A 26,824-nucleotide genomic window follows, 5' to 3' on the forward strand; every position below is an offset into this window, starting at 1 on the left:
CTCCGGCACCCCGGCCGTCGGGACGAGGCGATGGGCCGAGGACCTGTGCGCCCTGGAACTCACGGCGAACGACGCCGAGCGGCGCCTGCTGGAGGCGCGGGTCGATCGGTGAGGCGGGATCCCCTCCTCGCCCGTGCTCAGCAGCGGCGGTTCGGGCGACGGCAGCGACGCCGACAGGCACGCTGATCCCCGCCTGCGCGAGCCGCCCGACCACCAGCCGGGACGCATCGTCCCGGCGGACGGACTCACCACCCGAGCAGCGAGAGGATCCCGGTGGCCGCTGCCGCCGCGAGTGTCGTCCAGAGCACGATCGCGATGACCTGCCAGAGGATGACCCACTCCTTGCGCACGCCCGACGCGACGAAGAACGCTGCGGTCAGCATCGTCGGCAGGGCGAGCGGGGCGAGGAGGCTCGCGCCCGGGACACCGAATCGCACCATCCAGCGCCGGAGCTTCGCCTGGCCTTTCGAGCGGCGAGTGGGCGCGGCGTCCGGGTCATCCGTCGGGTGCTCGATGGTGATGGCTCGAGCGCTGCCCGTCATGGTGCTCGGCGTGGCGGACGCGGCATCCGCTCGGTTGGTGGTCGCGGGCACCCGGTCGGCCGCTCGCGTGCTCGCGCGCCGGTCGACGACGGCGCCGCGCACGCGCGTGCCGAAGAGCACGACCGCGATGACGGCCAGGATGTTGCCCGCCATGGCGGCCAGCGCTGCGACGATCGGGTTGATTCCGGCGATGATGCCGAACACCGACGCTCCCTCGCCCTCGATGTAGGGAACCGCGCCCGCGAGGGCGACGATCAGCGGTTGCAGGAGGTCGGGCACTTGGTCGACGATGTCCTGCAGCCAGGGGTACGGGTTGTCCACGATGGTTCTTCCTTCTCTCACGCACCGCGATCCGGGCGGATCGCGCGTTGCGGGAGCAGTCTCGACCCGGTTCTCGGAACAGGGTCAAGCGCGGGCCGTTCGAACCTGAACGAAGCCTGTGACGCTTGACCATGTGGTCGGAACAGGGTCTTGAATGACCGTGTCGGTGCGGCCGGGAGCTCCCCCGGGGCGGCAGCGTCGGAAGGACGGGAACGGCATGGGCTGGAGCACACGCGAACTCGCCGAGCTCGCCGGCACGACCGTCAACACGGTGCGGCACTACCACCGAGCGGGACTGCTCGACGAGCCCGAGCGCAGGTACAACGGGTACAAGCAGTACGAAGCTCGCCACCTCATCCGGCTGCTGCAGATCCGCCGGCTGCGCGATCTGGGCGTGCCGCTCGGGCAGATCGAGGCGATCGGCCCCGCGAGCGACCGCGATCCGACGGCAGCGCTCCTCGCCATCGACGCCGACCTCGCCGCGTCCATCGAGCGGATGCAGCGGGCACGCGCCGAAATCCGCGCGATCCTCGAGGGCTCCACGGTGACCGACGTGCCGCCGGGCTTCGAAGACGTCGCGGGCCGGCTGTCGGGCGCGGACCGCTCGCTCATACTGGTCTACGCCCAGCTCTACGACCAGTCCGCGATGTCCGACCTCAAGCACATGGCCGAGGAGGAACGCGACGCCGCCGACGACGAGTTGGACACGCTGCCGGCCGATGCCGACGAGGCCACCCGGCAGCGACTCGTCGACGCGTTCGCGCCCAAGATCGCTCGCAACCTGGCCGACTACCCGTGGCTGCTGCAGCCCGACGAGCACCTGTCGAAGGGCCCCGCGGTGACCCAGGAGGCCTTCGTCGAGACATTCTTCGAGGTCTACAACGAGGCGCAGCGCGACGTCCTCACCCGCGCGAGCAGGATCGCGACCGGCGTCGACCGGGCCGCCCCCGAGGATGGCGATTCCGTGGACCCTGCCGTGGGCTGAGCTCCACCGCATCGAGCGCTGAACGAGCCGGTGCGCGCCGCCTCGGTGACCATTCGGAGGTTGACGAGGGTGAAGTCGGCGCTCATGGCGTCAGTCGTCCATGACCCAGGCGTCCGTGGCACGCTCGGTGTGCGATCCCCTCGCCGCCGTGGCCGCGACCGGCGTCGGCTCGGCCATCTCGGCGGGCGCCGCGTCGACGGTGCTCGCCGACCTGCCGGGCCTCACGCTCCTGCATCGGCAGGGGCGTGCGGAGTGAGATTCGGCGCGGGCCGTTGGGACCGTGCCGTCCGTGCAGATCGGCCGGCTCCGCAACCTCCTGGTACCGGATGCCGAGACTGAGCGCTTCCACGTCGATCTCGGGGCGCACTCTTCGTGCCGGGCGATTTCGGGCTGAAGGCGGCGATCCTCGGGGGTGACTTCGCGTGCTCTCGAACAACGCCGCCACGAGCGCGTCGAGCGTGGAGCACGGTGGGTCCACGCACGTCCCGGCGTCGAACTTCAAGGGCCGCACGAACGGTGCCCGCGTCAGGGGTACAACACGGGCACGTACTACCGTGACACGACCTGCAGCCTTCACTCACGTGACGCGCATGTCCTCATTCGAAGCGTCGCCGTATCGCCGACGCTCCGCGCGGCCGGAACGGGCTCGCGTCTGGCCACCCACGCGTTGGACCAGGCGCACGCCGCAGGCGCACGTCACGCGTGGCTGTTCTCGCGACGCTCCGGCCCGTTCTGGATCAAGCTCGGGTTCGACCCCGCCGACCGGGAAGAGCTCGCTCGGGCACTCCAACATGCCCGCCAAGTGCGACTGTTCATCACGACGGGACAGCTTGAGCGCGAGGTCGCGTGGTCACGACCGCTCAACAGCGTGCGGTGAGGGATCCGCTGCTGTGTACGCGCTCCGTGGCTGACTCGTCCTGATCGAGGGGGAAGCCGGCGACGCTGGACCATGTGCCTACAACACGGTATTCACTTGTTGATGCGAGACGGTGACCCGAGACACGGAGACCGACAGTCTGATCTGGGAGTGAGCATGACCGAAGACGACCACGCCCGCGCCGATCTGCTCGCGGTGCTGAACACCGAGTACTTCGTGCTGCAGGGGGCATCCGGCGCCTCGATCAGCGAATCGAGCAGCCGCTCGTCGCTGTACCTGTTCACCCTGTCGAGCGCGCTCGTGTCGCTCGGCTTCGTGCTCGGAGCATCCGAGGACGTGTTCGGGCCCTTCGCCGCGGCTGCGCTCTCGACGGTGTTCGTGCTCGGCTGGTTCACGGTCGCGCGGCTCATCGACACCAGCGTCGAGAACATCCGCGCGCTGCGCGGCATGGCACGCATCCGTCGGTACTACGCCGACCTCACGCCGCTCGCAGCTCCGTTCTTCGCCGTCACGGGTGACGAGGGCGCCGACTCGCTCTCGATGCTCGGGGTGCGCAGTGTGCGCTGGTCGTACATCGGCACGATGGCGAGCATGATCGGCACCGTCAACGCGGTCGTCGGCGGCAGCGGCGTCGCGCTGCTCGCGGGCGGGGCGGGGGTCGGGCTGCCAGTCGCGATCGCGCTCGGGGTCGTCGCCGCCGTCATCCTCGCCGTGCTCGTGGTGGCGGCGCAGGGGGCTCGGTTCCGCGCCGAGTTCCCGCAGGCCTCGACGCTGGCCTCGACCGACGAGCCGAACTGAACGGTCGCCGAGCTCGAGCACGCAGCCCCACGGCCTGCTGTGGACCCACGCCGACGAGGTCAACCACGCCCTGAAGGTGTTCCTCCAGCGGTGAACACGTCAGCGCGGAGGGCAGCGAGTGTTGTCCTCCGCACCGAGATCGCGAAGCCGCCTCACCCAGTCGAAACCGCCGACCAAAGGAGAGCGCACGACGGATACGACTGGGTGTACGTGCTCTCGGGACGAGTGCGGCTCGCGCTCGGCGACCGGGAGACAGTGCTGCAGCCCGGCGAGGCCGCGGAGTTCGACACCCGTGTCCCGCACGGCACAGCCAGCGCGTCGCTCGATCCCGCCGAGCTCCTCAGCCTGCTCAGCCGCCAGGGCGAACGTGTGCACCTGCGCGACCTCGGCGATGCCGATGCATGATGCCGATGCATGAAGCTTCGTCTCCAGTACATTCGCGAGATTGACAACGTTCGCACCGATGGGAATAATGGGCTCCGACGACGAGGGGACTTCGCCATGGCCGACATCCGCATCACCGACGGACGCCTCGAGGTGGCGCTGACGCGCCGCGAGAGGATCGCGGGCCTGCTCGGCGACGTCGACGTTCCGGTGACCGCCATCCGTCACGTCGAGGTCGTCGACGACGCCTTCGACGCGGTCCGTGGGCTGCGCGCGCCCGGCTTGGCGCTTCCCGGGGTCACGCGCGTCGGCACCTGGCGGGGCGGCGGGCGCCGCAGCTACGTGGTCGCGCGCGCCGGGCGGCGTGCGCTCGTCGTCGACCTCGAGGGGCAGTGGTACGACCGGCTGGTCCTCTCGACGACGGATGCCGCGTCGCTGCGCGACCGGCTCCGATCGGCGGTGGGTTGAGCGATGGCCGGCCCCACCGACACCGTCGAGCTGGTCCTGCACCCCGTCCGGCTGCGCATCATCCAGGCCCTGCTCGGCGGGCGCCGACTCACGACCGCCCAGCTCGGCGACGAGTTGCCGGGCGTGACGACCGCGACGCTCTACCGCCAGGTCGCGACGCTCGCGGACGCGGGCGTGCTCGTCGCCGTCGACGAGCGACGGGTGCGCGGCGCCGTCGAGCGCACGTGGGAACTGCAGCTCGACACCGCCCGCATCACCGGCGACGACCTCGCCGGGATGTCGCTCGAAGAGCACCGCCGGGCGTTCGCCGCGTACGTCGCCGGACTGCTCGCGGGATTCGACGGGTACCTCGCCCGCGGCGAGATCGACTTCGAGCGCGACCGCGTCGGCTATCGGCACGTCGCCATGTGGATGACCGACGGCGAGACCGACGAGTTCATCGCCGGCCTCCGCGAGCTCGCGGCCCGCTTCGTCGGCAACGGCCCGGGCGACGGCCGCGTCCGACGCGTGCTGTCGACCGTCCTCATCCCCGACGCGACGGATTCCGCCCCGGCACCCGCGCCCACCTCCTCCGCCACTTCGACCACGACGGGAACGACATGATCACCGCCTCGACCCCGACCCTCACCGAGACCGCGCTCGATTTCGCCGCCGGCGACGTGCGCCTCGCCGGCACCCTCGGCCTCCCCGCCGGCACCCCGCTGGCTGCCGCCCTCCTCGTGCCCGGCTCGGGACCGGTCGACCGCGACAGCGACCACCCGCGCATGCGCCTCGGCATCACCCGCGAACTCGCGCACGCGCTCGCCGGTGCCGGCGTGGCGAGCCTGCGCTACGACAAGCGCGGCGTCGGCGCGTCCGGCGGCGACTTCCTGAGCGCCGGGCTCAGTGACAACACGACGGATGCCGCGGCTGCGCTCGCCGCCCTCCGCGACCGCCTGCCCGGGGTGCCGGTCGTGCTCGTGGGCCACAGCGAGGGCGCGATCATCGCCACCCGCCTCGCCGCAGGCGAGCCGGACCTGGCCGGCACGGTGCTGCTCGCCGCGCCGGCGGTCGTGGGGGAGCAGATGCTCGCCTGGCAGACCCGGCAGATCGTGCCGACGATGCCGAGGTTCGTCCGCGGCATCCTGCGCCTGCTTCGGATCGATCTCGTGGAGAAGCAGCGTCGCAACGTCGAGCGCTTCCGGCAGAGCACGACCGACGTGATCCGGCTCGAGGGTCGCCGGACCAACGCCAAGTGGCATCGCGAGCTCATCGCCTACGACCCGGCCCCCGACCTGGCGCGCCTGTCGATGGCCGTCCTCGCGATCACCGGCGACCACGACCTGCAGGTCGACCCCGACGACCTCGAGCGCATCGCCGCGTTGGTCGCCGGACCCGTCGAGACCGACCGGCCCGAGCGCCTCACGCACCTGCTGCGACGCGACCCCGGCGACACCGCGTCGTTCGCGGCCTACCGGGCACTCGTCAAGCAGCCCGTCGACCGCGAGCTGCTCGACCGGGTCGCGTCGTGGGCCGCGGCGCGCGGCCGCGCCTCCGACGGGGGCGCGGCCGGCGCCTGACGGCCCTTCTCACCGCCGTCCGACGCGCTCGCGGTGCGCCCGCACCGTCGAGGCAGGCACGATCGCCGCCGCGACCACAGCCAGTGCGGCCGCGCCGAGGAAGACGACGGCCAGTCCCCCGGCTGCCGCCGCGTCGGCAGGAACCCCGGCGGCGGCGAGCGACTCGGTACGCAGCGTCGCGAGGCTCGCGAGCGCGGCGAAGCCGAGCGCGCCGCCGACCTGCTGGCTGGTGTTCAGGAGGCCGCCGGCGACGCCCGCCTCGCCGCCGTCGACACCGTGCACGGACAACTCGGTGGTGACCACGAACGCGCCGCCGAGACCGACGCCGATGAGCAGGGTGGGCCCGAGGACGTGTGCGACGAAGTCCGCTCCGGCGGGTGCGGCGGCGAGCCAGCCGGCACCGCCGGCGAGCACCAGGAGCGACACCACGAGCACCGCACGCGACCCGAACCGTGCCACCAGCGGGGGAACGATGCCCGCCACGAGGACGAGCACCCCGGCGAGCGGGAGCTGCGTGAGCCCTGCGGCGAGCGCGTCGAGGCCCATCGTCTCCTGCAGGAACAGCGACAGCGCGAAGAACAGCGCCACCATCGCGCCGCCGAGGGCCAGCATCACGAGGTTGCCGGTCACGACCGCGCGGTTGCGGAACACGCTCGCCGGCAGGAGCGGCTCGGGGGCGCGACGCTCGACGATCACGAAGGCCACGCCGAGGGCGACCGCGACCGCCACGAGACCGATGACGAGCGGATGTCCGAGGCCGAGCTGCTCGACCCCGCTCAGGGCGCCGACTAGGGCGACGAGCGCGCCCGTCGCGGTCGCCGCACCCGGGAGGTCGAGCCGCCCGACCGAGCCGCGACCGTCGCGCGCCACGAGCATGGGTGTCGACGCGAGCACCAGCGCCCCGATCGGCAGGTTCACGAGGAACACCGCCGGCCAGCCGAACGCGGCCGTCAGCACGCCCCCGAGCAGCACGCCTGCGACGCTCCCGAGACCGGCGACCGCGCCCCAGGTGCCGAGCGCCCGCGCCCGATCGCCGGGTGCGGGAAAGGTGCGCGCCACCAGCGCGAGCGCGGCCGGGGCGAGAAGCGCCGCCGACGCCCCCTGCGCGGCACGGGAGCCGAGCAGCACGGCGCCGTCGGGCGCGGCTGCGGCGGTCGCCGACGCGAGCACGAACCCGGCGACGCCGATCAGGAACAGCCGGCGGTGCCCGAAGCGATCGGCGAGGCGCCCGCCGATCATCAGCAGGCTCCCGAACGGGAGCACGTACGCCGTGATGACCCAGGCGAGCGCGCCCGGCCCGAGACCGAGGTCGGCTCCGAGTACGGGGATCGCGATGTTCACGATCGACGCGTCGAGCACGACGAGGAACTGGGCGAGCGCGAGGGCCGCGAGCGCGAGCCGGCGACGGCGAGGGTCGGGTGGTGAGGTGGGTTCCGGGTGGGCGGGACCACTCGCAATCCGCGCATGCGTGGTCTCGGCGTTCGGCGCTCCCTGCGCCGTCGTGAGGTCGGACATGGTCTTCGGTTCCTTCCATTCAAGAGAGTGAGTGTTCACTCACTACTTCGGGCAAAGCAAGACCGCCTGACGCCGGTCCGGTTCAGTCGTTCTGGCCGAACGACGGGTGGCGGATGCCGGCGCCAAGCAGCTGCGCCCAGCGCTCGGACGAGTCGTCGATGCTGAGGGTCACGACGAGATGGCACAACTGACCGAACGCGATGAAACGCTGCACCGAGGCATCCGTCGCCCCGCTTCTCGTGGACGCGAACTCGACCACGCGCGCGTACCCGCGCCGGAGCGCCGCACCGATCTCGGGCACCTCGGCCGCCGACTGGGCGTGCACCTGGAGCAGGAGCAGGTCGCGGTCGGCGATGAGCGCAGCGTACGCGCCGCCCATCGCATCGAGGATGCCCTCGGGCGTGCGGTCGGTCGCCGACTCGACGCCCTCGGCGAGCGCCTCGACGATGCGCTCGTAACAGTCCTCGAGCGCCGCGACGAAGAGGGCCTCCTTGCCCGCGAACAGCTTGAAGACGTAGGCGGACGAGATCTTCGCCTCGGTGGCGACGTCGGCGACCGTCGTCGCCCGATACCCCGCTCGCGCGAAGGTCGTCGTCGCTGCACGCACGACGAGCGGACGGCGCGCCTCTGCGGTGGAGAGCTTGGTCGATCCCGGCATATGAGTGACTGTACACTCACTTCAGTCACGGTGCAAACGTCACGCAAGCCCAGTCGAAACCCTCAGCATGCGGCGGTGCGGGTGTCATCGATCTCGGGGGTCCGTGCGGGGCCGGTCTTGCGGGTGATCCACCAGACTGCTGCGGTGATGAGGAGGAGTGCGGCGCTGGGGATGAGGTTGACGAACGAACCGACGGCCTCCTCTCGGCTGTTGATCTGCCCGGTGAGGTCGACATGCAGGGTGGTGGCGAGCACCAGCAGGGTGAGGTTGTACACCCCGTGGAGGACGACCGCCGTCTCGAGGCCTCCGGTGCGCCAGGTCATGATCGCCATCGACCCGAACAGCACGAGGTACGAGGTGAGGATGTAGGGGTCGAATGAGCCGTGCATGATCGAGAAGAGCGCGGTCGGGATGGCGATCCCGATGAAGGTACCGACCCGCGCGCTTCGCGCCCATCCTCCGACGACGCGGAACATGAAGCCTCGGAAGCCGTACTCCTCTCCCGCTGCTGCGAGCGGCGACAAGAGCATCCCGATCACGAAATAGGAGACGAGATCGATCGTCGTCCAGTTCACCTGCGGACTCGGCATCAGGAGGTATGCCACGGACATGACGACGAGCGTGAGCGGGCCGAAGGCGAGCAAGGCTCGCCCGAGGACGCCGAATCGGAACCGCCCGGCCACGGAATGCAACGAGCGGAACGGCACCTTGTAGAGAAGTCGTTGCAGCAGCATGCAGTACGGAATCAGCACTCCCAGGGAGAGGGCGCCGGCGGCCTGCTGGAGCGGCGTGAAGCCCGTGCGCCCGAGGAACTCCGTGTCGATGAATGTCGCGCCGAGGCTGAAGAGCCGCGCGAAGCCGACCAGGCCGACCAGCAGGAGCAGGATCGCCGCGACTCCTCGAAGGATTCGGCGCTTCCCGCTCGCGTAGACGCGGTGGTATTCGACTGCGGGCGGGACCTGTGGACTCGGGACGGGCTCGTCGTGGCGGATGAGCCAGTTCGTGGTGCCGTGGGGCATGGTGTTCCTTTCGTGAGGTCAGCTGGCGAGCTCGTCGAACCAGCTCGATCGCATCCGCAGGGCGCGCTCGATGCTGCCGGCGACGGCCGCCAGCCCGATGAGCAGGTTGAGGTGCAGCGGGAGTTGGATCGGCGAGGTGAAGGTGCCGATCGAATCGGCGATGAGGGGTATCCGGGAGAACGCTTCGATGAGTTGCGGGACCTCGACGCCGAGGCCGACGATGACGAGGGCCGCGGACATCAGGCCGATCGTGCGACTGAGGCCAGGGTGCCGGCTGTGCAGCCGGGCGCGGAGGCCTTCTGCTGAGGCACGGTCGGGTGACAGTTGCTGTTCGATGCCGTCGTCGCGCACGTAGTGGCAGCGCTTGAGCCCGAAGCCCGTGATCGCGACCTCGATGTGGCCGCCGGGCACGGCGAACCGGGTCGGCATCTTCGCGTAGGACCGGAGGGAGCCGTCGACGTAGAGGCGGGCGCGAATCTCGCCATCGCTCATGTCGCCGGCGTGGCGGACGTCGACCGTGTACACGGAGGCCGTTCCGTCCCGTGACGTCAAGGTGATCGAACGCAGCGACCTTCCGAGCATCTGCCACCACCGGTACGGGCGCAGGGATTCGCCGGATCCCGCCCGCACCCGGCGGTTGCGCCACTGTCTGAACCCCATCCCGCTCCTCCTCCTCGCATTAGTACGCTGTGATAGCGGACGAGTAGGCAAGCTAGCACACTGTGATAGACAGTTGATCGGGAGGTCCCAATGAGCGACTCGAACGAGCCCGGCACGCGCGAGAAGATCCTCATCGCTGCGGCGACCATGCTCGGCGAGAACCCGACCGCGCGCCTGAGCGTTCGCGCGGTCGCGGCGCGCGCGCAGGTGAGCACCGGGTCACTCCGGCACTTCTTCCCCACGCAGAGGGAGCTCGTCGAGACCGTGATCGCGGCCATGTACGACCTCGAGATTCCCGACGACCCGATCAACGACCGTTCGCTGTCTCCGGCGGAGCGCCTCGTGGCATGCCTGCAGCTTCTTCTCTCCCAGGTGGGAACCGGCGAGCGCGCCCGCCGGCAGTGGAGGGGCCTGTACGAGGCGTATGTGGCCAGTGCTCCCTCCGAAGATGAAGCCGCCAACTACCTCGCGCTCGACCGGATGGGGCGCCACCGCATCGAGCAGTGGCTGCGAGCACTGGTCGAGGAAGGCGCGACCTACGACGGGAAGATCGAGGAGCGCGCGCGATTCCTGTCCACCGTGACGAACGGCCTGATGGCCGAACGGGCACTCCCCTCGGACATCGTCCGAATGGATTCGGAGGCCGAGAGTCTGCGTCTCGCTGTGCACGCGGTCATGACCGAGATGCCCGACGCATGACACCGCTCTTCTTCGAATCCGCACTGCGAATCGTCCCCCTGCGCGGCGGAGGTAGAGCATCGACGACCACTGAAGGACAGCCAGCATGATCACGACAGCTCTTGACCGCACGCTCGTCGACGGAATCGCCGAACTGGAACCTGTGATATCGGGGTGACGGAGCTTCCGATTCGCGACGACGACGGCCGCTACCTGCTGGCTGCGATCGATCCGCAGCGGCATGCGGCTGTGCTTACGCTCCCCGCTCTCGGCGGGTTCCGCATTCAGCGCCGCGCCCGTCACGCCGTGCAAGGGCTCGTCAGCGGCATGGCCGAACCCACCTCCCCCGACGAGCAGCGCCTGCCTCTTCCAGGTCTGAGCGGTCGTGCGCAGGTGCTCCTGGGCATGGTGCTCGCCAACCGTCCGTGGCTGCTCGCGGCAGGGCTCAAGTCCGCCCTCGTGGGGGCTCTGGCGACCGGCGCGGTGGCAACCATCGAGCCGACGTTCTGGCTGCTGGCCTCCTCCCTGTCGGGGTGGCGCCTCTGGATCGCGACGATCGGCTCCATCACGATCGTCGTCGCTTGGATCGTGATCGACGGTCAACTCTGGGACCGGCCCGATGACGACTCCGCGCAGGCTCGGGAACGGTCCCGTCTCTACAACACCTCGACACTGCTGACGCTGACGGTCGGGGTCGTCATCTGCTATCTGGCGCTGTACGTAGTGAACCTGGTCTGGGCGCTGTTCGTCCTGGACCCGGCCGAGATGGGCGGTTCGCTCGGCACGTCCATCGGCTACGACGACCTGTTCGTATTCACCTGGTTCGTCGCGTCCGTCGCTACGCTCGCCGGCGCGCTCGGAACGGGCCTGGAGTCGGACGAAGCGATCCGCGCGGCGGCATACTCGAAACGCGAAGAGGAGCGCCGCGCCCGTCTGGCGGACGAGCGATCCGAGGAGGCCCGCCCTCGGGGCTGAGAGGAGCCCGGACCCGGCTCAGACGCCGGTCTCGGCTGGGAGGCGTCCGGATGCGACGGCTTGGCGCAGCAGCTCGAAGTCGGCCTCGGCGACATCGGCGTAGGCGGCCGACCATGCCGCCGTCGCCTCGGCGAATACCTCGGATCGGCCGAGGTAGGCCACGATCGCGGCCGAGGCGGGGGACTGCCCGTGCGCGCGAGCCAGGAGTGCGGCGCACAGCGCACCGTACGAGCTGAACTGGTCGGCGTCGAGCGTGGCCGGTTCGATCGACCCCTTCATATCGCGGAACTGCCGCCAGTAGTAGTCCACCCGGTAGCGGTCCGCCGAGTCACCGGCCCAGCCGCGGATCAATCCGACGAACAGGTCGGGGTTCGCCTGCAGGATCCGCTGGGCGGCGACGACGCGGTGGCCCTCGACGATGTCCGTCACGCCAGGGCGGCCGGGGACGATCGACCGCCGGCCCCCGTACGTCGTCAAGACAGACGGCGGAGCCTCCTTGGCCTGGAGGAACAGCATGTCGCCGGTGGGGCCCTCGACCGCGAGCAGGTAGCAGCGGGTGCCGACGCTCCCGACGCCGACGACCCGCAGGGCGAAGTCGACCACGCGGTACTGCTCCAGCAGGAACGCGATGTCCTCGCGAAGGGTCGCGCGGTATTGGGTGAAGAGGTCGGTGATCTCCCCCAAGGTCGCGTGGTCGACATGGCGCAGCACGGGAGGTTGATCGACGATGCGGATGCCGCCGTGGACCGAGAACGTCGTCAGGCGCTGCAGGAGCCGCTCGGACGTGCGTGCGCGGGCCTTCTTCGCCGCCTTGCGGACCGTCCGCTCGCCCTTCTCCCCGAGGTGACGGGCGACCGAGGACGTGTCGACTTTCGTGGCCTGATCATGAAGCGCACGACGGCTGCTGAAAGCTCGGGTTCCCGCCTTTAGCGGTATACTCGGAGTATGACTACGACGATCAAGGTGAGCGATGAACTCCGCGACCGCCTCAAGGAGCAGGCGGCGCGCGACGGACTCACCCTGGGCGCGCACCTCGCGCACCTCGCGGACGCTGAGGACCGCAGGTGGCGGCTGGACAGTCTGAAGGCGGCAGTCTCCGCGTCGACGGCCGCGCAGGCCGAGTCGCACGCTCGCGAGTCGGCGGAATGGGAGCGCACCGAGCTGACTGACGCCCAGTCGTGACCGAGGCGGAACTCGCGCCCGGCGTCATCGCATGGGCATCGCTCGAGCCGGTTCGTGGTCGGGAGCAAGGTGGCCACCGTCCCGTCCTGGTCATCGCCTCCGCCGGATACCTGGACGCGGTAACGACCCTCGCGATCGTGCTGCCGATCACGACCACCGACCGCGGATGGCCCAACCACGTCCGGGTCGACGGGCGCAGCGGTCTCGATCGGCCGTCATGGATCATGACCGAGCAACCGCGAACCCTCTCGCGTGACCGGCTCACGAGGATCTCGGGTCAGGTATCGACCGACTGTCTCGGAGCCGTGCGGATGTGGCTCGGCGACTTCCTCGACCTCTGACCACGTCCGGCACCCGACATGATCGGAGGCCGACACGTCGCGCTGAGGGATCGGTTCGCGGGCGCTCCGCTGGGACTGCAGCCGGGACCTAAGTTGATGGGATGCGCGGCTTCTCTGTGGATGAACGGGACTCGACGTGGGAGCGAGATGATGCTCGCTACCGGATCTATGTCTTCAAGGGCGCTGACAACGCGACAACGACCTTCGACCTTCTCGAGGCGACGATCGAGCAGGCGCTGGAGTCGGCGCTGGCGCTGTCCAACGGGGATGAGCACTTGTGGTCTCTTGCCCTTGTCGAGAACGACTCACGTGGGTTGCGCGGCTTGATCTGGTTGTCCGGAATGGATTACAACGACCCGCCGAGCTCGGCTCGCGAGTGGCAGCGGCGGCGCCAGATGCAGGACCGGTACCTGCTCGACAAGGATCGGCGAGGACTGCCGACGGTTCTCCCGAACGGCTTGCGCGTCATCCGGTTATTCCCCGAGTGGGTGAGTGGGTGGCCCCTGTGGGAGGACTTCACCGACGACTATCGGCTCACGGGCGACGACCTGGGGCTCACTCCGGAACTCAGCCAAGCCCTATACGACTGGAACGAGAGGTGGCTGACCCGGCACACGGACGACCCAATTCCTCGAGGCTGGCGTGAGCAGGGCGGGCACCTCTTCCTTCAGCTGCAAGCCGCGCTGGACGGGGCCGCCGAGGTGCGGCCCGAATTCCTGTCCTGATGTCACGCGCCCGCTAAGGAATGGCTCGCGGAGGCGGGTTGGCATCCGTGGCCGATTCGGAGCGAGCTCGCGCATTCACCCGTCGAACACCTCGGCGCTGGCGAACGCCGCGTCCTCGGGGAGCAGCTCGACGAGTGCTGACGGGCAGTCATCGAAGATGACCCGGTCGACGGCGGGCAGGGACATGGGCTGGAACTGAGCCTTGATCCCGTAGCACGTGAATACCGTGCTCGGACCCCGGTACTTCAGACCCTCATCGGTCGCGCCAGCGGGTCGTGGACCCGAGGCTATGAACACAGAAAGCTCGACATCGGTATCGGTCGTGGTCGTCTCATAGAGGACCACTCCGCCCATGCGGAGGTCAAGTCCCGCCGCGGCGTCTTCGGACCCGTCCCAACGCTGGCCATCGATCGCGTTCAAGTAGGCGGCCGGCTCGTTGTCCGCGATCTCCGGCCGGAAGAGGCTCCACGACAAGGGGTCTTCGAAGGACGCGATCTGCCGGGCCAGCACGCCGTCGATCCCACTGCCAAAGCCGTGGTACTCCGTGCGACAGCCGGTGAGGACAAGAACCAGGGCGGCCATCACGAGGACCGCTCATCGCCGCGCTCCCGGTGCCCTTGTCACATCTGCCAGCATCTCATCGCCGTCGACCCGCGAGCACGACCCCTCACTGTCCGCGAGGGATCGGCAGCGATCAGTCGGTTGACGCGATGTGAGCGTTGCGCTTCTCGATGAGACGGCGCAGGTAGGGGCCGATCACCAGTTCTGCCATCGTGCCGAGCGGTCCGAGCGGCGCTTCGAACTCCACGCGATCGAGCATGAGTGTGCCGGACCCGTCCGGTCGGAACTCGTGCTCGTGCCGGAACGAGCGGAACGGCCCCCGCACCTGCTCGTCGACGAAGGACTCCGGTTCCGTCATCGCGGTGATGCGGCTGGTCATTCGGATCGGCACCCCGAAGTGCCATGCCCGCCAAGTGACCTCTTCGCCTTCGCTGATCAGACCGGCGGTGACGCCGGCGATCGCGCGCTCGCGCGAAGCGGACATGGACGTCATGTGCAGGTCGATGCTCCGAGAGCGGTCGAACGTTTCCTGCACGCTGGCGGGCACGTGCGTCCGGCACTCAAATTCGACGGTCACAGCGATCGGTGTCCCACCGCGGGCGAGTCGATGAGTCGAGGCGCATGACCATCGGCGACGGCCGCTGAGGCGGAGGGTCCGCTCGAATTTGTGACTATTAAGTGACTACGAGAGAGATTTTCAATCGAGAGTCGCGGCTCGGTTGTCGTCGAAATCCCTGATCAGCCCCGAGAACCTATCGAGATGCATCCGTGTGGACTGTCTCCGGGCGATATGTGGGATTGCACGCCTGCTGCGGGAGCATGGAAAGTGCTTCTGATCAGGTAATTTAGGAAGAGCCGATGACGGGAATCGAACCCGCGCTGTCTGCTTGGGAAGCAGAAGTTCCTAAGTGGTGGTTCACGATGGCTCACTCGGGCTCACGAGCCGCGAAATCACGCGGAATGTGAAACGCAGTGAGTTCCGGTGAACTCGGCAAAACCGTGAGTTAACCGTGACAGTTGCCTCAAGGCGTCGGACAGGCGGAGGATCCGCGGGGCATGAGGATGACGAGATGGGGAGCGGCTGCGGCGCTCGAGGTGCCGCATCGGGCGGGGCTATGTCATGAGCCCGCGCCCGCGGGCGCGAGCGGCCACCCACCAGGATGCGTGCAGGCCGCGGCGGCCCAGTGCGCGCCACGGGAGAGGGCGGCGGGCATCGGAAGGCCTTCGACGCGGGCGGAGATGAAGCCCGCGATGAAGGCGTCGCCTGCGCCGGTCGTGTCCACCACGTCGATCGGGATTGCCCGCTGCTCGAACCAGCGCTCGCCGTCGGTTGCGATTGCACCGGCCGCGCCTCGCGTCACGACGGCCGATCTGGCGCCGCTGGCGAGTGCTTCCGAGGCCCAAGTGGCGGCGTCGCCGAGTTCGCCGACCGACCCGAATGCCACGTCGAGATCCGCGAAGCCGTCGGCGACCGCGCAGTCCTGGCTCACGATCGGTCCGTGACTGCGGCCTCGGTCGCGGGTGAGCCGGAGAGCGGCGAGCCGCGCTCGGAGCTCATCTGCGCGCGGGAGCATGCCGACATGCGCCCACCGCATCTTCGCGAGCAGCGCGATATGGGCGTCGCGGGGGAAGTAGGCCGCGGTCACGCCGAACTCCTCGTGCTCGAAGACGCGATCGCCGTCGTCGACCCGGATCGTCGTGACTGCCGTGCGTCCCGCCCGCGTGACGAGACCCGTCGGGTCGATGCGGGCGCGGCGTAGGCCGCGCGCGATCGTCCTCCCGTCGGGATCGGGACCTACCGCACCGAAGTAGCCGACACGGTATCCGTGCCCCGCGAGCTGGGCGGCCACGTTGAACGCGTTGCCGCCCACGTACCGCGCCGACTCGTCACCGACGTAGCGGTCGATGGTGTTGTCGCCGACGGTCGCGACGGCGAACGGGATGACGCGGCCGCCCATGCCGGACGGCCTCAGTACTGCAGCTGCCGGTAGTACCGGCGCGTGGTGAGCGGGTGGTCGCGCAGTACCTCGAGGTGGGCGCTCACGCGCTCGAGCGCGGTCGCCAGCAGCGCGGGCGCGAGCAGAGCACGCACGTCGGGTGTGAAGCCGAGCAGCTCGAAGTCGGCGGTGTCGATGACCTGCAGCGTGTCGGTAATGCGTGGCACGAACGCCTCGACCCGTTCGACGAGCGCGCGGCCGGCGTCCTCGCCCTTGAGCGCGATGACGCTCACGCCGGGCTCGAGCAGCTCGAGCGTGCCGTGGAAGAAGTCCGATGCGTGCACGGGCCGCGTGCGGATCCACTGCATCTCCTCGAGGATGCACATGCCGTAGTAGAACGCCTCGGGCCAGCTCGCCCCGGCTCCGGTGATGACGTGGTAGTCGGACCCGGCGATGATTCGCGCGAGGTCGCCGGCACGCACCTCGAACGACCGCTTGACCCCGAGGAGCGCGTCGGGCAGCGTCGTGAGCTGGCCGAGCACGGTGTCGTAGTCGTCGAACTCGCCGCGGGCGCGCATGATCGACAGCGCGATCAGCAGCGACTGCACCGAGAAGGTCTCGCTCGAGGTGTCGTCCGCGGCGAAGGTCGTGAGGTTGAGGTCGGCGTGCTCGGCGAGCGGTGACTCCGCGTGGCCGGTCAGGGTCAGCACGGTCGCGCCGCGCTCCTGGGCGTACTCGAGCACGCGGATGCTCTCGAGCGTCGTGCCGGAGAGCGACGGGACTACGACGATCGAGTCGGGGCCGAGGTTCAGCGAGCCGGTCTCGACGAGCTCGGCCGGCATCTCGTGGAAGGTGGGGAACGTCGAGCGCGTCTGCAGCAGGCGCACCGCCGGCTGCATGAGAATGCCGGCGCCGCCCGAGCCGAGGAAGAACACGTTCTTCGCGCCGGCGGCGAGCCGCTCGGTGATGAAGGTGTCGATGGGTCCGGCGAGCGCGACGGCTCCCGCCTGGATGCTCAGGAATCGCGCTTCGTCGAAGTTCAGCATGGTGGTCCTTTCGTGTTGCGGTGGGGTTCGTGGTGTGCCTCGCTGAGGGCGAGGTACTGGTAGTCAGGCGGCAGGATTCGCCGCGAGTTCGCGCTCGACCGCGGCGAGGCATCGGTCGAGCGCGGGTCGCGGATCGAACGCGTAGGTACCGTCGCCGAACAGCTCGAACGTCGCGAAGCCGTCGTAGCCGCGGCGGTCGAGCGCGTCGAGGATCTCGCCGAGCGGCAGGTCGCCGTCGCCCCAGGCGAGGTGTCCGGCGGGCGTCCCGTCGATGAGGTGGACGTGGCGGATGCGTGCGCCGAGCGCGTCGAAGTACGTGTCCACGGTGTCGCCCGCGACGGCCATGGCGACGGTGTCGAGTGCCGCCCCGAGATTCGGTGCGGCGATCTCGTCGATCATGCGGGCGAGTGTCGCGGCGTCGTTGACGAGGTTCGACTCGACGCGTTGCAGCGGCTCGAGCACGCAGTCCAGCCCGAAGGTGGCGGCGTAGGCCGCGATCTCGCCGATCGCGTCGACGGAACGCCGCCACGCGGCATCCGTCGGCTCGTCTTCGAAGCCCCGGCCGGGCGTCAGGAACAGCATCGGCGACTCGAGTTCGCCGCACAGCTCGGCTGCGCGACGGAACATCGCGATGCTCGACTCGCGCAACCAGGGCACCGGCGAGGCGACGTTGACGGGGTAGATCACCTGCTCCGGCGTCAGGCACTGCGCCGTGAGGCCGCGCTCGGTGAGCCGGCGGCGGATGCCACGGGCCTCCCCGGTGCTCACGTGCGGCACGTGGAGGTGCGGCGCGATGCCCCAGAGCTCGACACGCTCGCGGCCGAGCACGACCATGTCGTCGAGGAACCGGTCGAACGGCAGATGCTGGTACGAGAAGTTCGACCCGGTGATGCGGTCGAGTCGGATGCCGCTCACTTGCCGATCCCGTCGGCGAGGCCCTTGATGAAGTACCGCTGGCAGGCGAAGAAGAGCACGACCACGGGCAGCGCGGCGATGACCATGCCGGCGAACACGACCGGGTAGTCGGTCCCGTGCTTGCTCATGAGGCTCGTGAGGCCGACGGGGAGCGTCTGCATGTCGGTGCCGCTCGTGAACACCATCGCGAACAGGTACTCGTTCCAGGCAAACAGGATGTGCAGGATCACGACCGAGATGATGATCGGCCGGCACATCGGCAGGATGACGCGCCAGAACGCAGTCCAGCGGCTGGCCCCGTCGACCTCTGCCGCCTCGTCGACCTCGCGCGGCAGGTCGATCATGTACGCGCGGATGAGGAAGGTCGTGAACGGGATGCGGAACGCGGTGTACAGGATCAGCAACGCCCAGAACGTGTTGTAGAGGCCCATCGACTGGAACATCTTCACGAGCGGCACGAGCGCGACGGTCGGGGCGAGCATGAGTCCGCCGAGGATGACGGCGGCCCACGTCCGCGAGAACGGGATCTCGACGCGGGTCAGGCCGTACGCTGCCCACGCGCTGATGAACACCGTCGCGATGGTCGAGGTGACCGTGACGAGGATGCTCGTCGTGAGGTAGTTGCTGACCCCGCGGTTCCACGCGGCGGCGTAGTTCTCCCACCCCCACTGCAGCGGCAGCGCGAACGGATTGCCGAACAGCTCCGCGTTCGTCTTGAAGCCGTTGAGGACCATCCAGGTGAGCGGGTAGACCACGACCACCACGAGGCAGAGGAGGAAGGTCCAGATGAACACGCGGCCGATGACGCCGGCGAACGAGAGACGAGTCACCATTCCACCCTTCTGCGACGGTTGATCCAGAGCTGGACGAGCGCGATACCGAGCGTGACGACGAAGATGACGGTCGCGATGGCCGCGGCGTACCCGAAGTCGTTGCGCACGAACCCGTTGCGGTAGAGCCACGTGCCGAGCACCTGCGTGGAGTTGTTCGGCCCGCCGGAGGTCATTACCATGACCTCGTTGAAGACCTGGAACGCACCGGAGATCGTGACGATGATCATGAGGCCGGTCATCTCGCGCACGAGCGGGAGCGTGATCGTGAAGAAGCGGCGAACGGGTCCGATGCCGTCGATCGACGCGGCCTCGTAGAGCTCCGACGGAATGCGCTGGATCGCGACGGCGAACAGGAGCGTCGAGTATCCGAAGCCCTGCCACTGGCTCATCGCGATGACGGCGACAATCGCGGTGCTCTCCTGTCCCAGCCACGGCTGGGCCCACGCCGCGAGTCCGGCCTGCTCGAGCACGAAGTTGAGGAGCCCGAGGTTCGGCTCGTAGATGAAGTAGAAGAGGAGTCCTGCGACGGTGAGCGAGATCGCCGACGGCACGAAGTAGATCGCACGCAGGCTCCGCCGCCAGCGGTCGCTGCGGATGCCCTCGATGATCGCCGCGAGCACGATCGCGCCGAACACCTGGAAGGCCAGCGAGATCACCGCGTAGAGCAGGTTGTTGCGCAGGGACGACCAGAAGATCGGGTCGCCGACGAGCTTCGCGTAGTTGTCGGCACCGATGAACGCCTGGCTGCCGCTGTAGATGTCCCACTCCATCGTCGAGAACCCGAGGTTCTGCACGAGCGGGAGGTAGACGAAGACGGCGAGGACGACGAGCGCGGGCACGAGCCAGGCGATGCCCGCGAGGCGACGGATGCCGCGGCGCGGCGGGCGGGCAGGGCGGCCCGGCGGGGTGCCGGCGGCCTGGGCCACCGGCACCGCGCCGACGCGCTCACTGGGCTGAGTCAGAAGCATTCCGCACGCTCTCGAGGATCTGCTCGGGCGTCGAGCCGCCGCTGATGAGGGCCTCGCCGCCGGCGAGCCAGGCGTCGGCGACCTCGGGCACGGTCACGGTGTCCAACCAGATGACGAGGTCGGACGCCTCGTTCACCTTCGTGATGCCGTCGTAGACCGCGACGCTCGAGGTGTCGGGCGTGACCGCGCCGACGACCGTGCTCGGCTGCCCGTACGGCGGCGACGAGAGGGTGGTCGCGTTCTCGAGCGTGGTGGCGAACTTCATGAAGTCCACGGCGAGTGCCGCGCGGGGCGACCTGGCGTTGATGAGGTAGCCCTCGGGCGAGCCCTCGATCGCCTCGGGGTCGCCCTCGCCGCCCTCGGGCACCGGCAGCGGGAAGATGCCGAACTCGTCGGGCGTCAGGGCGTTGCCCTCTGCCGTGACGGTGTCGAACTCGAGGATCTCCTGGTAGTACATGGCGGCCCGTCCGCCGGCGAGGGCCTCCTGCGCGGTCGTGTAGAGCACGCCGTTCGTGCCGGTGCCGGTGTCGGTGCAGTCGTCGACGAGTGTCTTGAACTGCTCGAGCGAGGCCAGGTAGCCCGGGTCGTCGAGCGTCGCCGTCGCGGGCGAGAAGTCGTCCCGCAAGACGTCGCTCGGCACGTTGTAGGCGAAGAGCTGCTGCAGGTAGTGCAGCGCCGGCCAGCCGTCCTTGTTGCCGAACGCGATGGGCTCGTAGCCGGCGGAGCGGATCGGGGCACAGCTCTCGATGAGCTCCTCGAACGTGGTCGGCACCTCGATGCCGACCTCCTCGAAGATCGCCGTGTTGTAGCCCATGAACTTGCCGTTGTTGTAGAGCGGGATGCCGTAGTACTTCCCGTCGACCTCGAACGCGCTGAGCGAGGCCTCGCCGAAGGTGTCGCCCCACTCGGTCCCGGGCGCGATGAGCTCGGTGAGGTCGGCGGCGAGCCCGCCGTCGATGAAGTTCTGCGCCCAGTTGCCCGTCCAGGTGAAGTAGATGTCGGGCAGTGCCCCGGAGGCGGTCAGGGTCTTCGTCTTGTCCTTGACGCTCTGGTCGGTCTCCTGGATGAGCTCGATCGTCACGTCGGGGTGGAGCTCCTGGTACTGGGCGGCGAGGTCCTCGAAGTACGGCCCGAGCGGGTCGCCGCCGAACTTCGTCAGGATGCTCAGCGTGCCGGAGTACTCGGGTTCGGCGGTGATGTCGGCGGCCGGGGCGGCGCTGCCGCCGGCGCACCCGGCCAGCGTGAGGGCGGATGCCGCGGCGAGTGCGGCGAGTGCGGTGATTCTCGGTGCGTGCATGGTCTTCCTTCGACTCGGGATGGATGCCGGACCGGACCGGAGGTGCAGCTCCGGCGATCCGCCGTTGGATCGATGTGACGCGTACTGCTTGGTGGGGCATGACTCTACACAGAATCTGATACCGGTACCAGAACTTTCTCTCGATTTCGCGGGATCGGCGCCTTGCAAGATCGGCGCAGGCCACCAATGCGTGAACATGTTTCCGGCAAATAACCTGATCAAATGGATTAACGATCGCCGTGCTCCGAGCTTCCGCCACCCCGCCCTGTTGACGGACCCTCGTCGCTGTGCCAGCATGAGGCCGACCTGATACCGGTACCAGATGCCGGATACCACGAGCACTGTCGGAAAGGACCACCATGCTCGAGACCACGATCCTCGACTTCGACGAGACGACGTTCCGCAACCAGACCGCCAGCGCCGTGGCGCTGCGCCCGCAGATCGAGGAGGTCGTCGACCGCCTCCAGGCGGAGGGCTTCGCCAACCTGTTCCTCATCGGCGCCGGCGGCACCTACGCGGCCATGTGGCCGTACGAGCACCTGGCCCGCAGGAGCTCGACGCTGCCGGTTCGCGCGGTGATCGCCGCCGAGCTGCTCGAGTCCGGCGACGCGACCCTCGGCTCCGACTCGGTCGCGATCTTCACCTCGGTGTCGGGCACCACCGACGACAGCCTCCGCGCGATCGAGTTCTGCAAGGCCCGCGGCGTGACCACCATCGGCTTCACGGGCTATCCGGAGTCGCCCATCGCGCAGGCGGTCGACATCCCGCTCGTGTCGGAGCCGAAGACCTGGCCGTTCGACGTGCAGATGCTCCTGTTCATGACGAAGCTGCTCTCGTCGCGCGGCGAGTTCGAGGGATACGAGCGATTCGCCGACGAGCTCGCGGGGCTGCCCGACATCCTCGTACGCGTCGCCGAGCAGGCCGAGCCCGTGGCATCCGCCTTCGCCGAGGCGCACGCCGAGACCGACTACCACTTCCTCGTCGGAGGCGGCAACCTCTGGGGCTTCACCTACCTCTACTCGATGTGCATCCTCGAGGAGATGCAGTGGCTGCGCACCACGCGCGTCCACAGTGCCGAGTTCTTCCACGGCTCGCTCGAGCTGCTCGAGGAGGACACGAGCGTGATCGTCTTCCAGGGCGAGGACGAGACCCGCGCCCTCACCGACCGGGTCGAGAAGTTCGTGAAGCGCATCACGAGCGACGTCACCGTGTTCGACACGAAGGACTACGAGCTCGACGGCATCAGCCCGGAGTTCCGCGGGCTGCTCGCGCCGCTCGTGCTCGACACCGTGATGGGTCGCGTGTCGAAGCACCTCGAGCGCGTGCGGAACCACTCGCTCGACCTGCGTCGCTACTACCGCGTCGTCGACTACTGACCCGAGCCGACGGATGCCCCGTGGCCGGTGCGCCGCGGGGCATCCGTCAACCACCGGCCATCCCCTCCCTCCGCATCATCCCTACGACCCGCCCCTGGAGGCGTCCCATGCGCATACTCGGCTTCGGCGACAACATCGTGGACCGGTTCCTCGACCGCGGGCTCGACTACCCGGGCGGCAACTGCGTCAACGTCGCGGTCTTCGCACACCGGCTCGGCGCCGAGGCCGGGTACCTCGGCGTCTTCGGCGATGACACGGCCGGCGAGCGCCTGCGCGAGGCCATCGCCGCCGAGGGCGTGGACCTGTCGCGCAGCGTGGTGCGTTCGGGGGAGAGCGGCGTGTCGACTCTGCGGGTCGAGCACGGCGAACGCACCTTCCTGGGCTGGAACGGCGGCGGGGTGACGGTCCGTTCGCCGCTCGAGCTCGATGCATCGCTGCTCGCCTACGCCGGCGGCTTCGACCTCGTGCACTCGAGCGTGTACTCCCGGAGCGAGCCCGAGCTGCGAGAGCTCGCCGCCACTGACGCGCTCGTCTCGTTCGACCTCTCCAGCGAGGACGACTTCCGCACGCCCGCGTACCTCGACCGGGTATGCCCGCACGCCGATCTCGTGCTGCTGTCGTGCTCGCACCTCGACGACGCGCAGACCCGGGCGCTGCTGTCTGAGGCCGTCGCACGCGGTGCCTCGGTCGCGCTCGCGACACGCGGCACCGACGGCGCGATGGTCACCGACGGCGACGTCATCGTCGCAGCGCCCGCGCAGCTCGTCGAGGACCCGTCGGCGATCGTCGACACGATGGGTTGCGGCGACGCGTTCCTCGCAGGTTTCGTCGTCTCGCTGCTCGGCGCCGGATGGCGGCGCGGGAGTCCCCGCCCGTCGCGGGCGGCACTCGCCGCGGCGCTGCAGGCCGGTGCGGCATCCGCCTACGCTCAGTGCTTCGTCGAAGGCGCCTTCGGCCGTTCGCACCCGTCGGGCGAGCCCGTCGCCACTAGCATGTGGTGAGTCGGGGGCAACGGGTGAAGGGTCGGCACAGCGGCATGACGACTGAGCGGGAACGGGCCTCGAACCCGCCCACCATCTCCGAGGTCGCCGCCGCCGCCGGGGTCGGTCGCGCGACCGCCGCGCGCACGCTCGGCGGGTACGGCTACGTCAGTCCCGAACTGCGCGAACGGGTGCTCGCCGCAGCCGGGCAGCTCGGCTACCGGGCCAACGCGCTCGCCCGAAGCATGTCGACGGGCATCACCCACACGCTCGGCGTCATCGTCGCCGACATCGGCAACCCGTTCTTCGCCGGCGTGGTGCGGGGCATCTCCGACGCGTCGCGTGAACGCGGCTTCGACACGATCGTGCTGAGCACGCACGAGTCGCTCACCGAAGAGATCGCGGCGATGAACGTGCTCATCGACAAGCGCGTCGACGGCGTCATAGTCGCCTCGGCGGCGATCGAGCGAGCGGATGTCGCGCATCTCACGGCCGCGATCGAGCACGGGATCCCCGTGGTGCTCGTCGACCGCGAGGTGTCGCACCTCGACCTCGACGCGGTCGTGATCGACAACCGCGAGGCGGCCCGCGAGGCGGTCGACTCGCTGATCCGGGCCGGTCACACTCGCATCGGGTTCGTCTGGGGTCCGACGACGGACGAACGCCCACGCACCCGACGCGAACTGCTCGCGGCGGCGGCGAAGAACCTGTGGACCGACGCCGAGCGCCTGCGCGGCTACCTCGACGCGCTCGACGATGCCGGCATCCCGTTCGACCCCGAACTCGTGATGGTCGGGGCCAAGACCGAGGAGCGAGCGACCGACGAGGTCGGGCGCATGCTCGCGCTGCCCGACCGCGCGACCGCGCTGTTCTGCACGGAGACCGATGCGATGACCGGCTCCCTGCGCGCCGTGCGCGCCGCTGGGCTGTCGTACCCCGCCGACGTCTCGCTGATCGGCTTCGACGACAGCTCCTGGGCCGCGGTCATGGATCCGCCGCTCACCATGATCGAGCAGCCGATGCACAGACTCGGTGAGACTGCAGCGGGAACCCTGCTCGCCCTGATCGACGGCGAGGCGACGCCTCGCTCGCTCCACACGCTGGAGACGCAGCTCGTATCCCGGGCCTCGGTCGCGCCGCCACCGGCGGCTCGCTGAGGCTGTCCGGCGAAGGCGAAGGCGAAGGCGGGGGCGAAGGCGGGGGCGAATGGCACACCCGCCACCCGCCACCCGCCCCCCTGCCGTGCAGCGTGCTGCGCGACGTGCTAGTACGCGAACTGCCACATGTACCGGCGTCCTTCGAGGGTGTATCCGCGAACGGCGGCGTAGTGGGCGGCGAGGCGGAAGGTGAGGGCGTAGTAGACGAGCGGCGCCACGAACGATCGCTCGGTTGCGGCGATGCCGGGCAGGTCGAGGTCGCGGCTGTCGACCCGGTGGATGGTGCCGCCGTACTGCTCGAGGAACCGTTCGACCCGCTCGCTCATGGGGCGGGTCTCGTCCTCGCCGAGGAAGAGGATGCTCTTCGTGCCCTGGTCGAAGACCTCGAAGGGCCCTTGGAAGAACTCGTCGGCATTGATGGTGGCCGCGTGCATCCACTGCATCTCTTGCAGGAAGCAGCTGGTGAAGGTGCTGCCCATGCCTTGCAGCGGACCGGACGCGATGAGGTAGGTGACCGGCACGTCCTTCATGTCCTCGGCGATGGCGGCAGCGGTCGGCTCGAACGTGCGCAGCGCCGCCTCGGTCGCCGCGGGCAGCGATGCGAGCGCGCGGAGCTGCGCTGAGACATCCCGGCCTTCGCGCTGGAGGACCGCAAGCACGAGCAGTTGCAGCAGGATCTGGTTGCCGTCGCCGTTGCGTGCGATGAAGGCGGTCTTGATCGCTTCGGCGAGGGGTCCTTCGGAGTTGAGGGTGACGGCGACGACGGCGGCGCCGCGTTCCTGCGCCCAGGATCCGGCCCGTACGGTCTCCGGCGTGTTGCCCGCGGCGGAGAGGGTGATCACGAGGGCGCCGGGACCGACGGCAGGCGAGGCGCGGTAGTAGAACTCGTCGGAGTTGACCGAGGTCGTCGGGATGAGGGAGTGCCGGTCGAGTTGGTAGTGCGCGGCCTGGAGGCCTGAGTACGACCCGCCCGCGCCGACGAGGAAGATCCGGTCGATCGCGGGGAGGGCGGCGACGTACGAACGAATGTCCGACCAGAGCGTGATGGCGTGTTCCTGGGAGGGGCGGATGTCGTCGGGGATGGGCTTCACCGGGCTGGGGCCCACGTAGGTGCCGTCGGTCATGGTTCTCTTTCTCTAGGTGGTTCAGCCGGCTTCGGGAAGCGCCGGGGTGTCGAGGGTGAGCTGGGTGCCGTGGCCGAACGCGCCGAGGTGCGAGCAGGTCTGCGCCGCGGCGTGTGCCGCCTCGGAGAGGAGGTAGTCGGGGCGTTCGTCGTTGAGCAGTCCGACGAGGACGCGTGCGGCGAAGGTGTCGCCGGCTCCGAGGGTGTCCACGGCGTCGACACTGGCTGCTGCCTGTCCGACCCAGCGATGTCCGCGATGGGCGAGGACCGCGCCGCGGGTTCCGCGGGTGATGAGGCTCCATTCCGCGCCGGATGCCTCGCTGCGCTGGACGAGCTGCTCGAACTCGTCCTCATCGAGATCGCCGCCGGAGTGGATCGCGAGGTAGCACCGGGCGCCGACGGCGGCGATGTGCTCGGGAGTGCCGTAGGTGGAGAAGTCGTAGGACAGCCGGGTGGTCGCGGCGATCGACGGAAGTGCGGAGTCGAGTCCGCTGGTCGCCCCGATGTGGACGGCGTCGAGTCCGCGCAGTGCGGCGACGTCCTGGTCGGTGAGGTCGAATCGTGAGACGCCGAGGTCGAACGAGGCGAACGTTCGGTCGCCGTGTTCGTCAAGCTCGATGATGCAGTGTGCCGTCCTGCCCGGCGCAAACCGCAGCCCGGACACATCGACGCCCTCGGCACGCAGTGCCCGGGCGATGGTCTCGCCGGCGGGGTCGCGGGCGACCTGGCCGAAGTAGGCGCTGTTCGCGCCGTGTCGTGCAGCGTGCACGGCGACGTTGAGAGTGTTGCCGCCGGGGAACATCAGTCCGGCGTCGGCGTAGCAGTCCACGACGTTGTCGCCGACACCGGCGATACGCACGGGCGGGTTCACAGCACCTCGCTGAGGAATCGGCGGAGGCGGGGGGATTGGGGTCGGTCGAAGAGGTCGTCGGGGTGGCCGTGTT

Annotated in this window: 32 protein-coding genes; 16 read left to right on the plus strand and 16 right to left on the minus strand. The window is 69.3% G+C overall.

Annotated elements, in window-relative coordinates; genetic code table 11:
* Nucleotides 1–245 precede the first annotated feature (245 nt).
* Nucleotides 246–863 (minus strand): small multidrug efflux protein, encoded by a 618-nt coding sequence (locus WBQ80_RS10830; RefSeq protein WP_336571550.1) that lies wholly within the window; start codon nucleotides 861–863, stop codon nucleotides 246–248.
* Nucleotides 864–1,080: 217 nt separating this feature from the next.
* On the opposite strand from WBQ80_RS10830, the gene WBQ80_RS10835 reads away from it, so the two are divergent.
* The 8 genes from WBQ80_RS10835 to WBQ80_RS10870 all read left to right on the plus strand — a co-directional run bounded on the left by WBQ80_RS10835 (nucleotide 1,081) and on the right by WBQ80_RS10870 (nucleotide 5,934).
* A complete protein-coding gene (locus tag WBQ80_RS10835) occupies nucleotides 1,081–1,848 on the plus strand; it encodes a MerR family transcriptional regulator (protein WP_336571551.1) in 768 nt (255 codons plus the stop codon).
* Between the two features lie 100 nt (nucleotides 1,849–1,948).
* Complete coding sequence (locus WBQ80_RS10840) at nucleotides 1,949–2,104, plus strand: hypothetical protein (protein WP_336571552.1); 156 nt, start codon at nucleotides 1,949–1,951, stop codon at nucleotides 2,102–2,104.
* 156 nt (nucleotides 2,105–2,260) lie between these two features.
* Nucleotides 2,261–2,725, plus strand: a complete 465-nt coding sequence (locus WBQ80_RS10845; RefSeq protein ID WP_336571553.1) for a GNAT family N-acetyltransferase — start codon at nucleotides 2,261–2,263, stop codon at nucleotides 2,723–2,725.
* Between the two features lie 156 nt (nucleotides 2,726–2,881).
* Complete coding sequence (locus WBQ80_RS10850) at nucleotides 2,882–3,523, plus strand: hypothetical protein (protein ID WP_336571554.1); 642 nt, start codon at nucleotides 2,882–2,884, stop codon at nucleotides 3,521–3,523.
* A 138-nt stretch (nucleotides 3,524–3,661) separates the two neighbouring features.
* Nucleotides 3,662–3,928 carry a cupin domain-containing protein gene (locus WBQ80_RS10855; protein ID WP_336571576.1) on the plus strand — a complete coding sequence of 89 codons (267 nt, stop codon included), beginning with the start codon at nucleotides 3,662–3,664 and terminating at the stop codon, nucleotides 3,926–3,928.
* A gap of 96 nt (nucleotides 3,929–4,024) precedes the next feature.
* Nucleotides 4,025–4,375: a hypothetical protein gene (locus WBQ80_RS10860; protein ID WP_336571555.1), complete on the plus strand. Its 351-nt coding sequence runs from the start codon at nucleotides 4,025–4,027 to the stop codon at nucleotides 4,373–4,375.
* Between the two features lie 3 nt (nucleotides 4,376–4,378).
* Nucleotides 4,379–4,978 carry a helix-turn-helix domain-containing protein gene (locus WBQ80_RS10865; RefSeq protein WP_336571556.1) on the plus strand — a complete coding sequence of 200 codons (600 nt, stop codon included), beginning with the start codon at nucleotides 4,379–4,381 and terminating at the stop codon, nucleotides 4,976–4,978.
* Nucleotides 4,975–5,934, plus strand: a complete 960-nt coding sequence (locus WBQ80_RS10870) for an alpha/beta hydrolase (protein WP_336571557.1) — start codon at nucleotides 4,975–4,977, stop codon at nucleotides 5,932–5,934. Before WBQ80_RS10865 ends, WBQ80_RS10870 begins: the two co-directional genes overlap by 4 nt.
* Before the next feature lie 9 nt (nucleotides 5,935–5,943).
* Here WBQ80_RS10870 and WBQ80_RS10875 read toward each other — a convergent pair whose 3' ends face one another.
* The 4 genes from WBQ80_RS10875 to WBQ80_RS10890 form a co-directional block, all read right to left on the minus strand.
* On the minus strand, nucleotides 5,944–7,449 hold the full coding sequence (locus WBQ80_RS10875) for an MFS transporter (protein WP_336571558.1): 1,506 nt from the start codon (nucleotides 7,447–7,449) through the stop codon (nucleotides 5,944–5,946).
* Between the two features lie 82 nt (nucleotides 7,450–7,531).
* Nucleotides 7,532–8,107, minus strand: a complete 576-nt coding sequence (locus WBQ80_RS10880; RefSeq protein WP_336571559.1) for a TetR/AcrR family transcriptional regulator — start codon at nucleotides 8,105–8,107, stop codon at nucleotides 7,532–7,534.
* 62 nt (nucleotides 8,108–8,169) lie between these two features.
* Nucleotides 8,170–9,126 (minus strand): CPBP family intramembrane glutamic endopeptidase, encoded by a 957-nt coding sequence (locus WBQ80_RS10885; protein WP_336571560.1) that lies wholly within the window; start codon nucleotides 9,124–9,126, stop codon nucleotides 8,170–8,172.
* 18 nt (nucleotides 9,127–9,144) lie between these two features.
* Entirely contained in the window at nucleotides 9,145–9,786 is a 642-nt protein-coding gene (locus WBQ80_RS10890; RefSeq protein ID WP_336571561.1) for a hypothetical protein, read from the minus strand.
* A 90-nt stretch (nucleotides 9,787–9,876) separates the two neighbouring features.
* Between WBQ80_RS10890 and WBQ80_RS10895 the strand changes: the two genes are divergently transcribed.
* Nucleotides 9,877–10,485 (plus strand): TetR/AcrR family transcriptional regulator, encoded by a 609-nt coding sequence (locus WBQ80_RS10895; RefSeq protein WP_336571562.1) that lies wholly within the window; start codon nucleotides 9,877–9,879, stop codon nucleotides 10,483–10,485.
* Nucleotides 10,486–10,638: 153 nt separating this feature from the next.
* Nucleotides 10,639–11,439: a hypothetical protein gene (locus tag WBQ80_RS10900; protein ID WP_336571563.1), complete on the plus strand. Its 801-nt coding sequence runs from the start codon at nucleotides 10,639–10,641 to the stop codon at nucleotides 11,437–11,439.
* An 18-nt stretch (nucleotides 11,440–11,457) separates the two neighbouring features.
* Here WBQ80_RS10900 and WBQ80_RS10905 read toward each other — a convergent pair whose 3' ends face one another.
* The gene (locus WBQ80_RS10905; RefSeq protein ID WP_336571564.1) at nucleotides 11,458–12,480 is read right to left on the minus strand and encodes a DUF2252 family protein; all 1,023 of its coding nucleotides are present in this window, start codon (nucleotides 12,478–12,480) and stop codon (nucleotides 11,458–11,460) included.
* Here WBQ80_RS10905 and WBQ80_RS10910 point away from each other — a divergent pair.
* From WBQ80_RS10910 to WBQ80_RS10920, 3 genes are all read left to right on the plus strand, one after another.
* Complete coding sequence (locus WBQ80_RS10910; protein WP_337282554.1) at nucleotides 12,385–12,621, plus strand: hypothetical protein; 237 nt, start codon at nucleotides 12,385–12,387, stop codon at nucleotides 12,619–12,621. The two genes, WBQ80_RS10905 and WBQ80_RS10910, sit on opposite strands and share 96 nt — an antisense overlap.
* On the plus strand, nucleotides 12,618–12,962 hold the full coding sequence (locus WBQ80_RS10915; RefSeq protein ID WP_336571565.1) for a type II toxin-antitoxin system PemK/MazF family toxin: 345 nt from the start codon (nucleotides 12,618–12,620) through the stop codon (nucleotides 12,960–12,962). Before WBQ80_RS10910 ends, WBQ80_RS10915 begins: the two co-directional genes overlap by 4 nt.
* A gap of 101 nt (nucleotides 12,963–13,063) precedes the next feature.
* The gene (locus tag WBQ80_RS10920; protein ID WP_336571566.1) at nucleotides 13,064–13,687 is read left to right on the plus strand and encodes a hypothetical protein; all 624 of its coding nucleotides are present in this window, start codon (nucleotides 13,064–13,066) and stop codon (nucleotides 13,685–13,687) included.
* A 75-nt stretch (nucleotides 13,688–13,762) separates the two neighbouring features.
* Here the strand turns inward: WBQ80_RS10920 and WBQ80_RS10925 are convergent, their stop codons facing one another.
* From WBQ80_RS10925 to WBQ80_RS10960, 8 genes are all read right to left on the minus strand, one after another.
* The gene (locus tag WBQ80_RS10925) at nucleotides 13,763–14,272 is read right to left on the minus strand and encodes a hypothetical protein (RefSeq protein ID WP_336571567.1); all 510 of its coding nucleotides are present in this window, start codon (nucleotides 14,270–14,272) and stop codon (nucleotides 13,763–13,765) included.
* 109 nt (nucleotides 14,273–14,381) lie between these two features.
* Nucleotides 14,382–14,825: an SRPBCC family protein gene (locus WBQ80_RS10930; RefSeq protein WP_336571568.1), complete on the minus strand. Its 444-nt coding sequence runs from the start codon at nucleotides 14,823–14,825 to the stop codon at nucleotides 14,382–14,384.
* A 541-nt stretch (nucleotides 14,826–15,366) separates the two neighbouring features.
* The gene (locus WBQ80_RS10935) at nucleotides 15,367–16,206 is read right to left on the minus strand and encodes a PfkB family carbohydrate kinase (protein WP_336571569.1); all 840 of its coding nucleotides are present in this window, start codon (nucleotides 16,204–16,206) and stop codon (nucleotides 15,367–15,369) included.
* A gap of 11 nt (nucleotides 16,207–16,217) precedes the next feature.
* Nucleotides 16,218–17,231 (minus strand): SIS domain-containing protein, encoded by a 1,014-nt coding sequence (locus WBQ80_RS10940; protein WP_336571570.1) that lies wholly within the window; start codon nucleotides 17,229–17,231, stop codon nucleotides 16,218–16,220.
* Between the two features lie 63 nt (nucleotides 17,232–17,294).
* Nucleotides 17,295–18,146: a sugar phosphate isomerase/epimerase family protein gene (locus WBQ80_RS10945; RefSeq protein ID WP_336571571.1), complete on the minus strand. Its 852-nt coding sequence runs from the start codon at nucleotides 18,144–18,146 to the stop codon at nucleotides 17,295–17,297.
* On the minus strand, nucleotides 18,143–18,979 hold the full coding sequence (locus tag WBQ80_RS10950) for a carbohydrate ABC transporter permease (protein ID WP_336571572.1): 837 nt from the start codon (nucleotides 18,977–18,979) through the stop codon (nucleotides 18,143–18,145). The genes WBQ80_RS10945 and WBQ80_RS10950 overlap by 4 nt, the downstream gene beginning before the upstream one ends.
* On the minus strand, nucleotides 18,973–19,947 hold the full coding sequence (locus tag WBQ80_RS10955; protein ID WP_337282550.1) for a carbohydrate ABC transporter permease: 975 nt from the start codon (nucleotides 19,945–19,947) through the stop codon (nucleotides 18,973–18,975). Before WBQ80_RS10955 ends, WBQ80_RS10950 begins: the two co-directional genes overlap by 7 nt.
* A complete protein-coding gene (locus WBQ80_RS10960) occupies nucleotides 19,925–21,244 on the minus strand; it encodes an ABC transporter substrate-binding protein (RefSeq protein ID WP_336573554.1) in 1,320 nt (439 codons plus the stop codon). The genes WBQ80_RS10955 and WBQ80_RS10960 overlap by 23 nt, the downstream gene beginning before the upstream one ends.
* Before the next feature lie 359 nt (nucleotides 21,245–21,603).
* On the opposite strand from WBQ80_RS10960, the gene WBQ80_RS10965 reads away from it, so the two are divergent.
* The 3 genes from WBQ80_RS10965 to WBQ80_RS10975 all read left to right on the plus strand — a co-directional run bounded on the left by WBQ80_RS10965 (nucleotide 21,604) and on the right by WBQ80_RS10975 (nucleotide 24,757).
* Complete coding sequence (locus tag WBQ80_RS10965) at nucleotides 21,604–22,620, plus strand: SIS domain-containing protein (protein ID WP_336573555.1); 1,017 nt, start codon at nucleotides 21,604–21,606, stop codon at nucleotides 22,618–22,620.
* A 107-nt stretch (nucleotides 22,621–22,727) separates the two neighbouring features.
* Nucleotides 22,728–23,621, plus strand: a complete 894-nt coding sequence (locus WBQ80_RS10970; protein ID WP_336573556.1) for a PfkB family carbohydrate kinase — start codon at nucleotides 22,728–22,730, stop codon at nucleotides 23,619–23,621.
* A 35-nt stretch (nucleotides 23,622–23,656) separates the two neighbouring features.
* Nucleotides 23,657–24,757, plus strand: a complete 1,101-nt coding sequence (locus WBQ80_RS10975) for a LacI family DNA-binding transcriptional regulator (RefSeq protein WP_336573557.1) — start codon at nucleotides 23,657–23,659, stop codon at nucleotides 24,755–24,757.
* 107 nt (nucleotides 24,758–24,864) lie between these two features.
* On the opposite strand, the gene WBQ80_RS10980 is transcribed toward WBQ80_RS10975, so the two are convergent.
* Entirely contained in the window at nucleotides 24,865–25,881 is a 1,017-nt protein-coding gene (locus tag WBQ80_RS10980; protein ID WP_337282551.1) for an SIS domain-containing protein, read from the minus strand.
* Nucleotides 25,882–25,902: 21 nt separating this feature from the next.
* Entirely contained in the window at nucleotides 25,903–26,739 is an 837-nt protein-coding gene (locus WBQ80_RS10985) for a PfkB family carbohydrate kinase (RefSeq protein WP_337282552.1), read from the minus strand.
* Nucleotides 26,740–26,824: the final 85 nt, after the last annotated feature.

The organism is Agromyces sp. CCNWLW213 (genome assembly GCF_037199545.1).
Taxonomy (GTDB): domain Bacteria; phylum Actinomycetota; class Actinomycetes; order Actinomycetales; family Microbacteriaceae; genus Agromyces.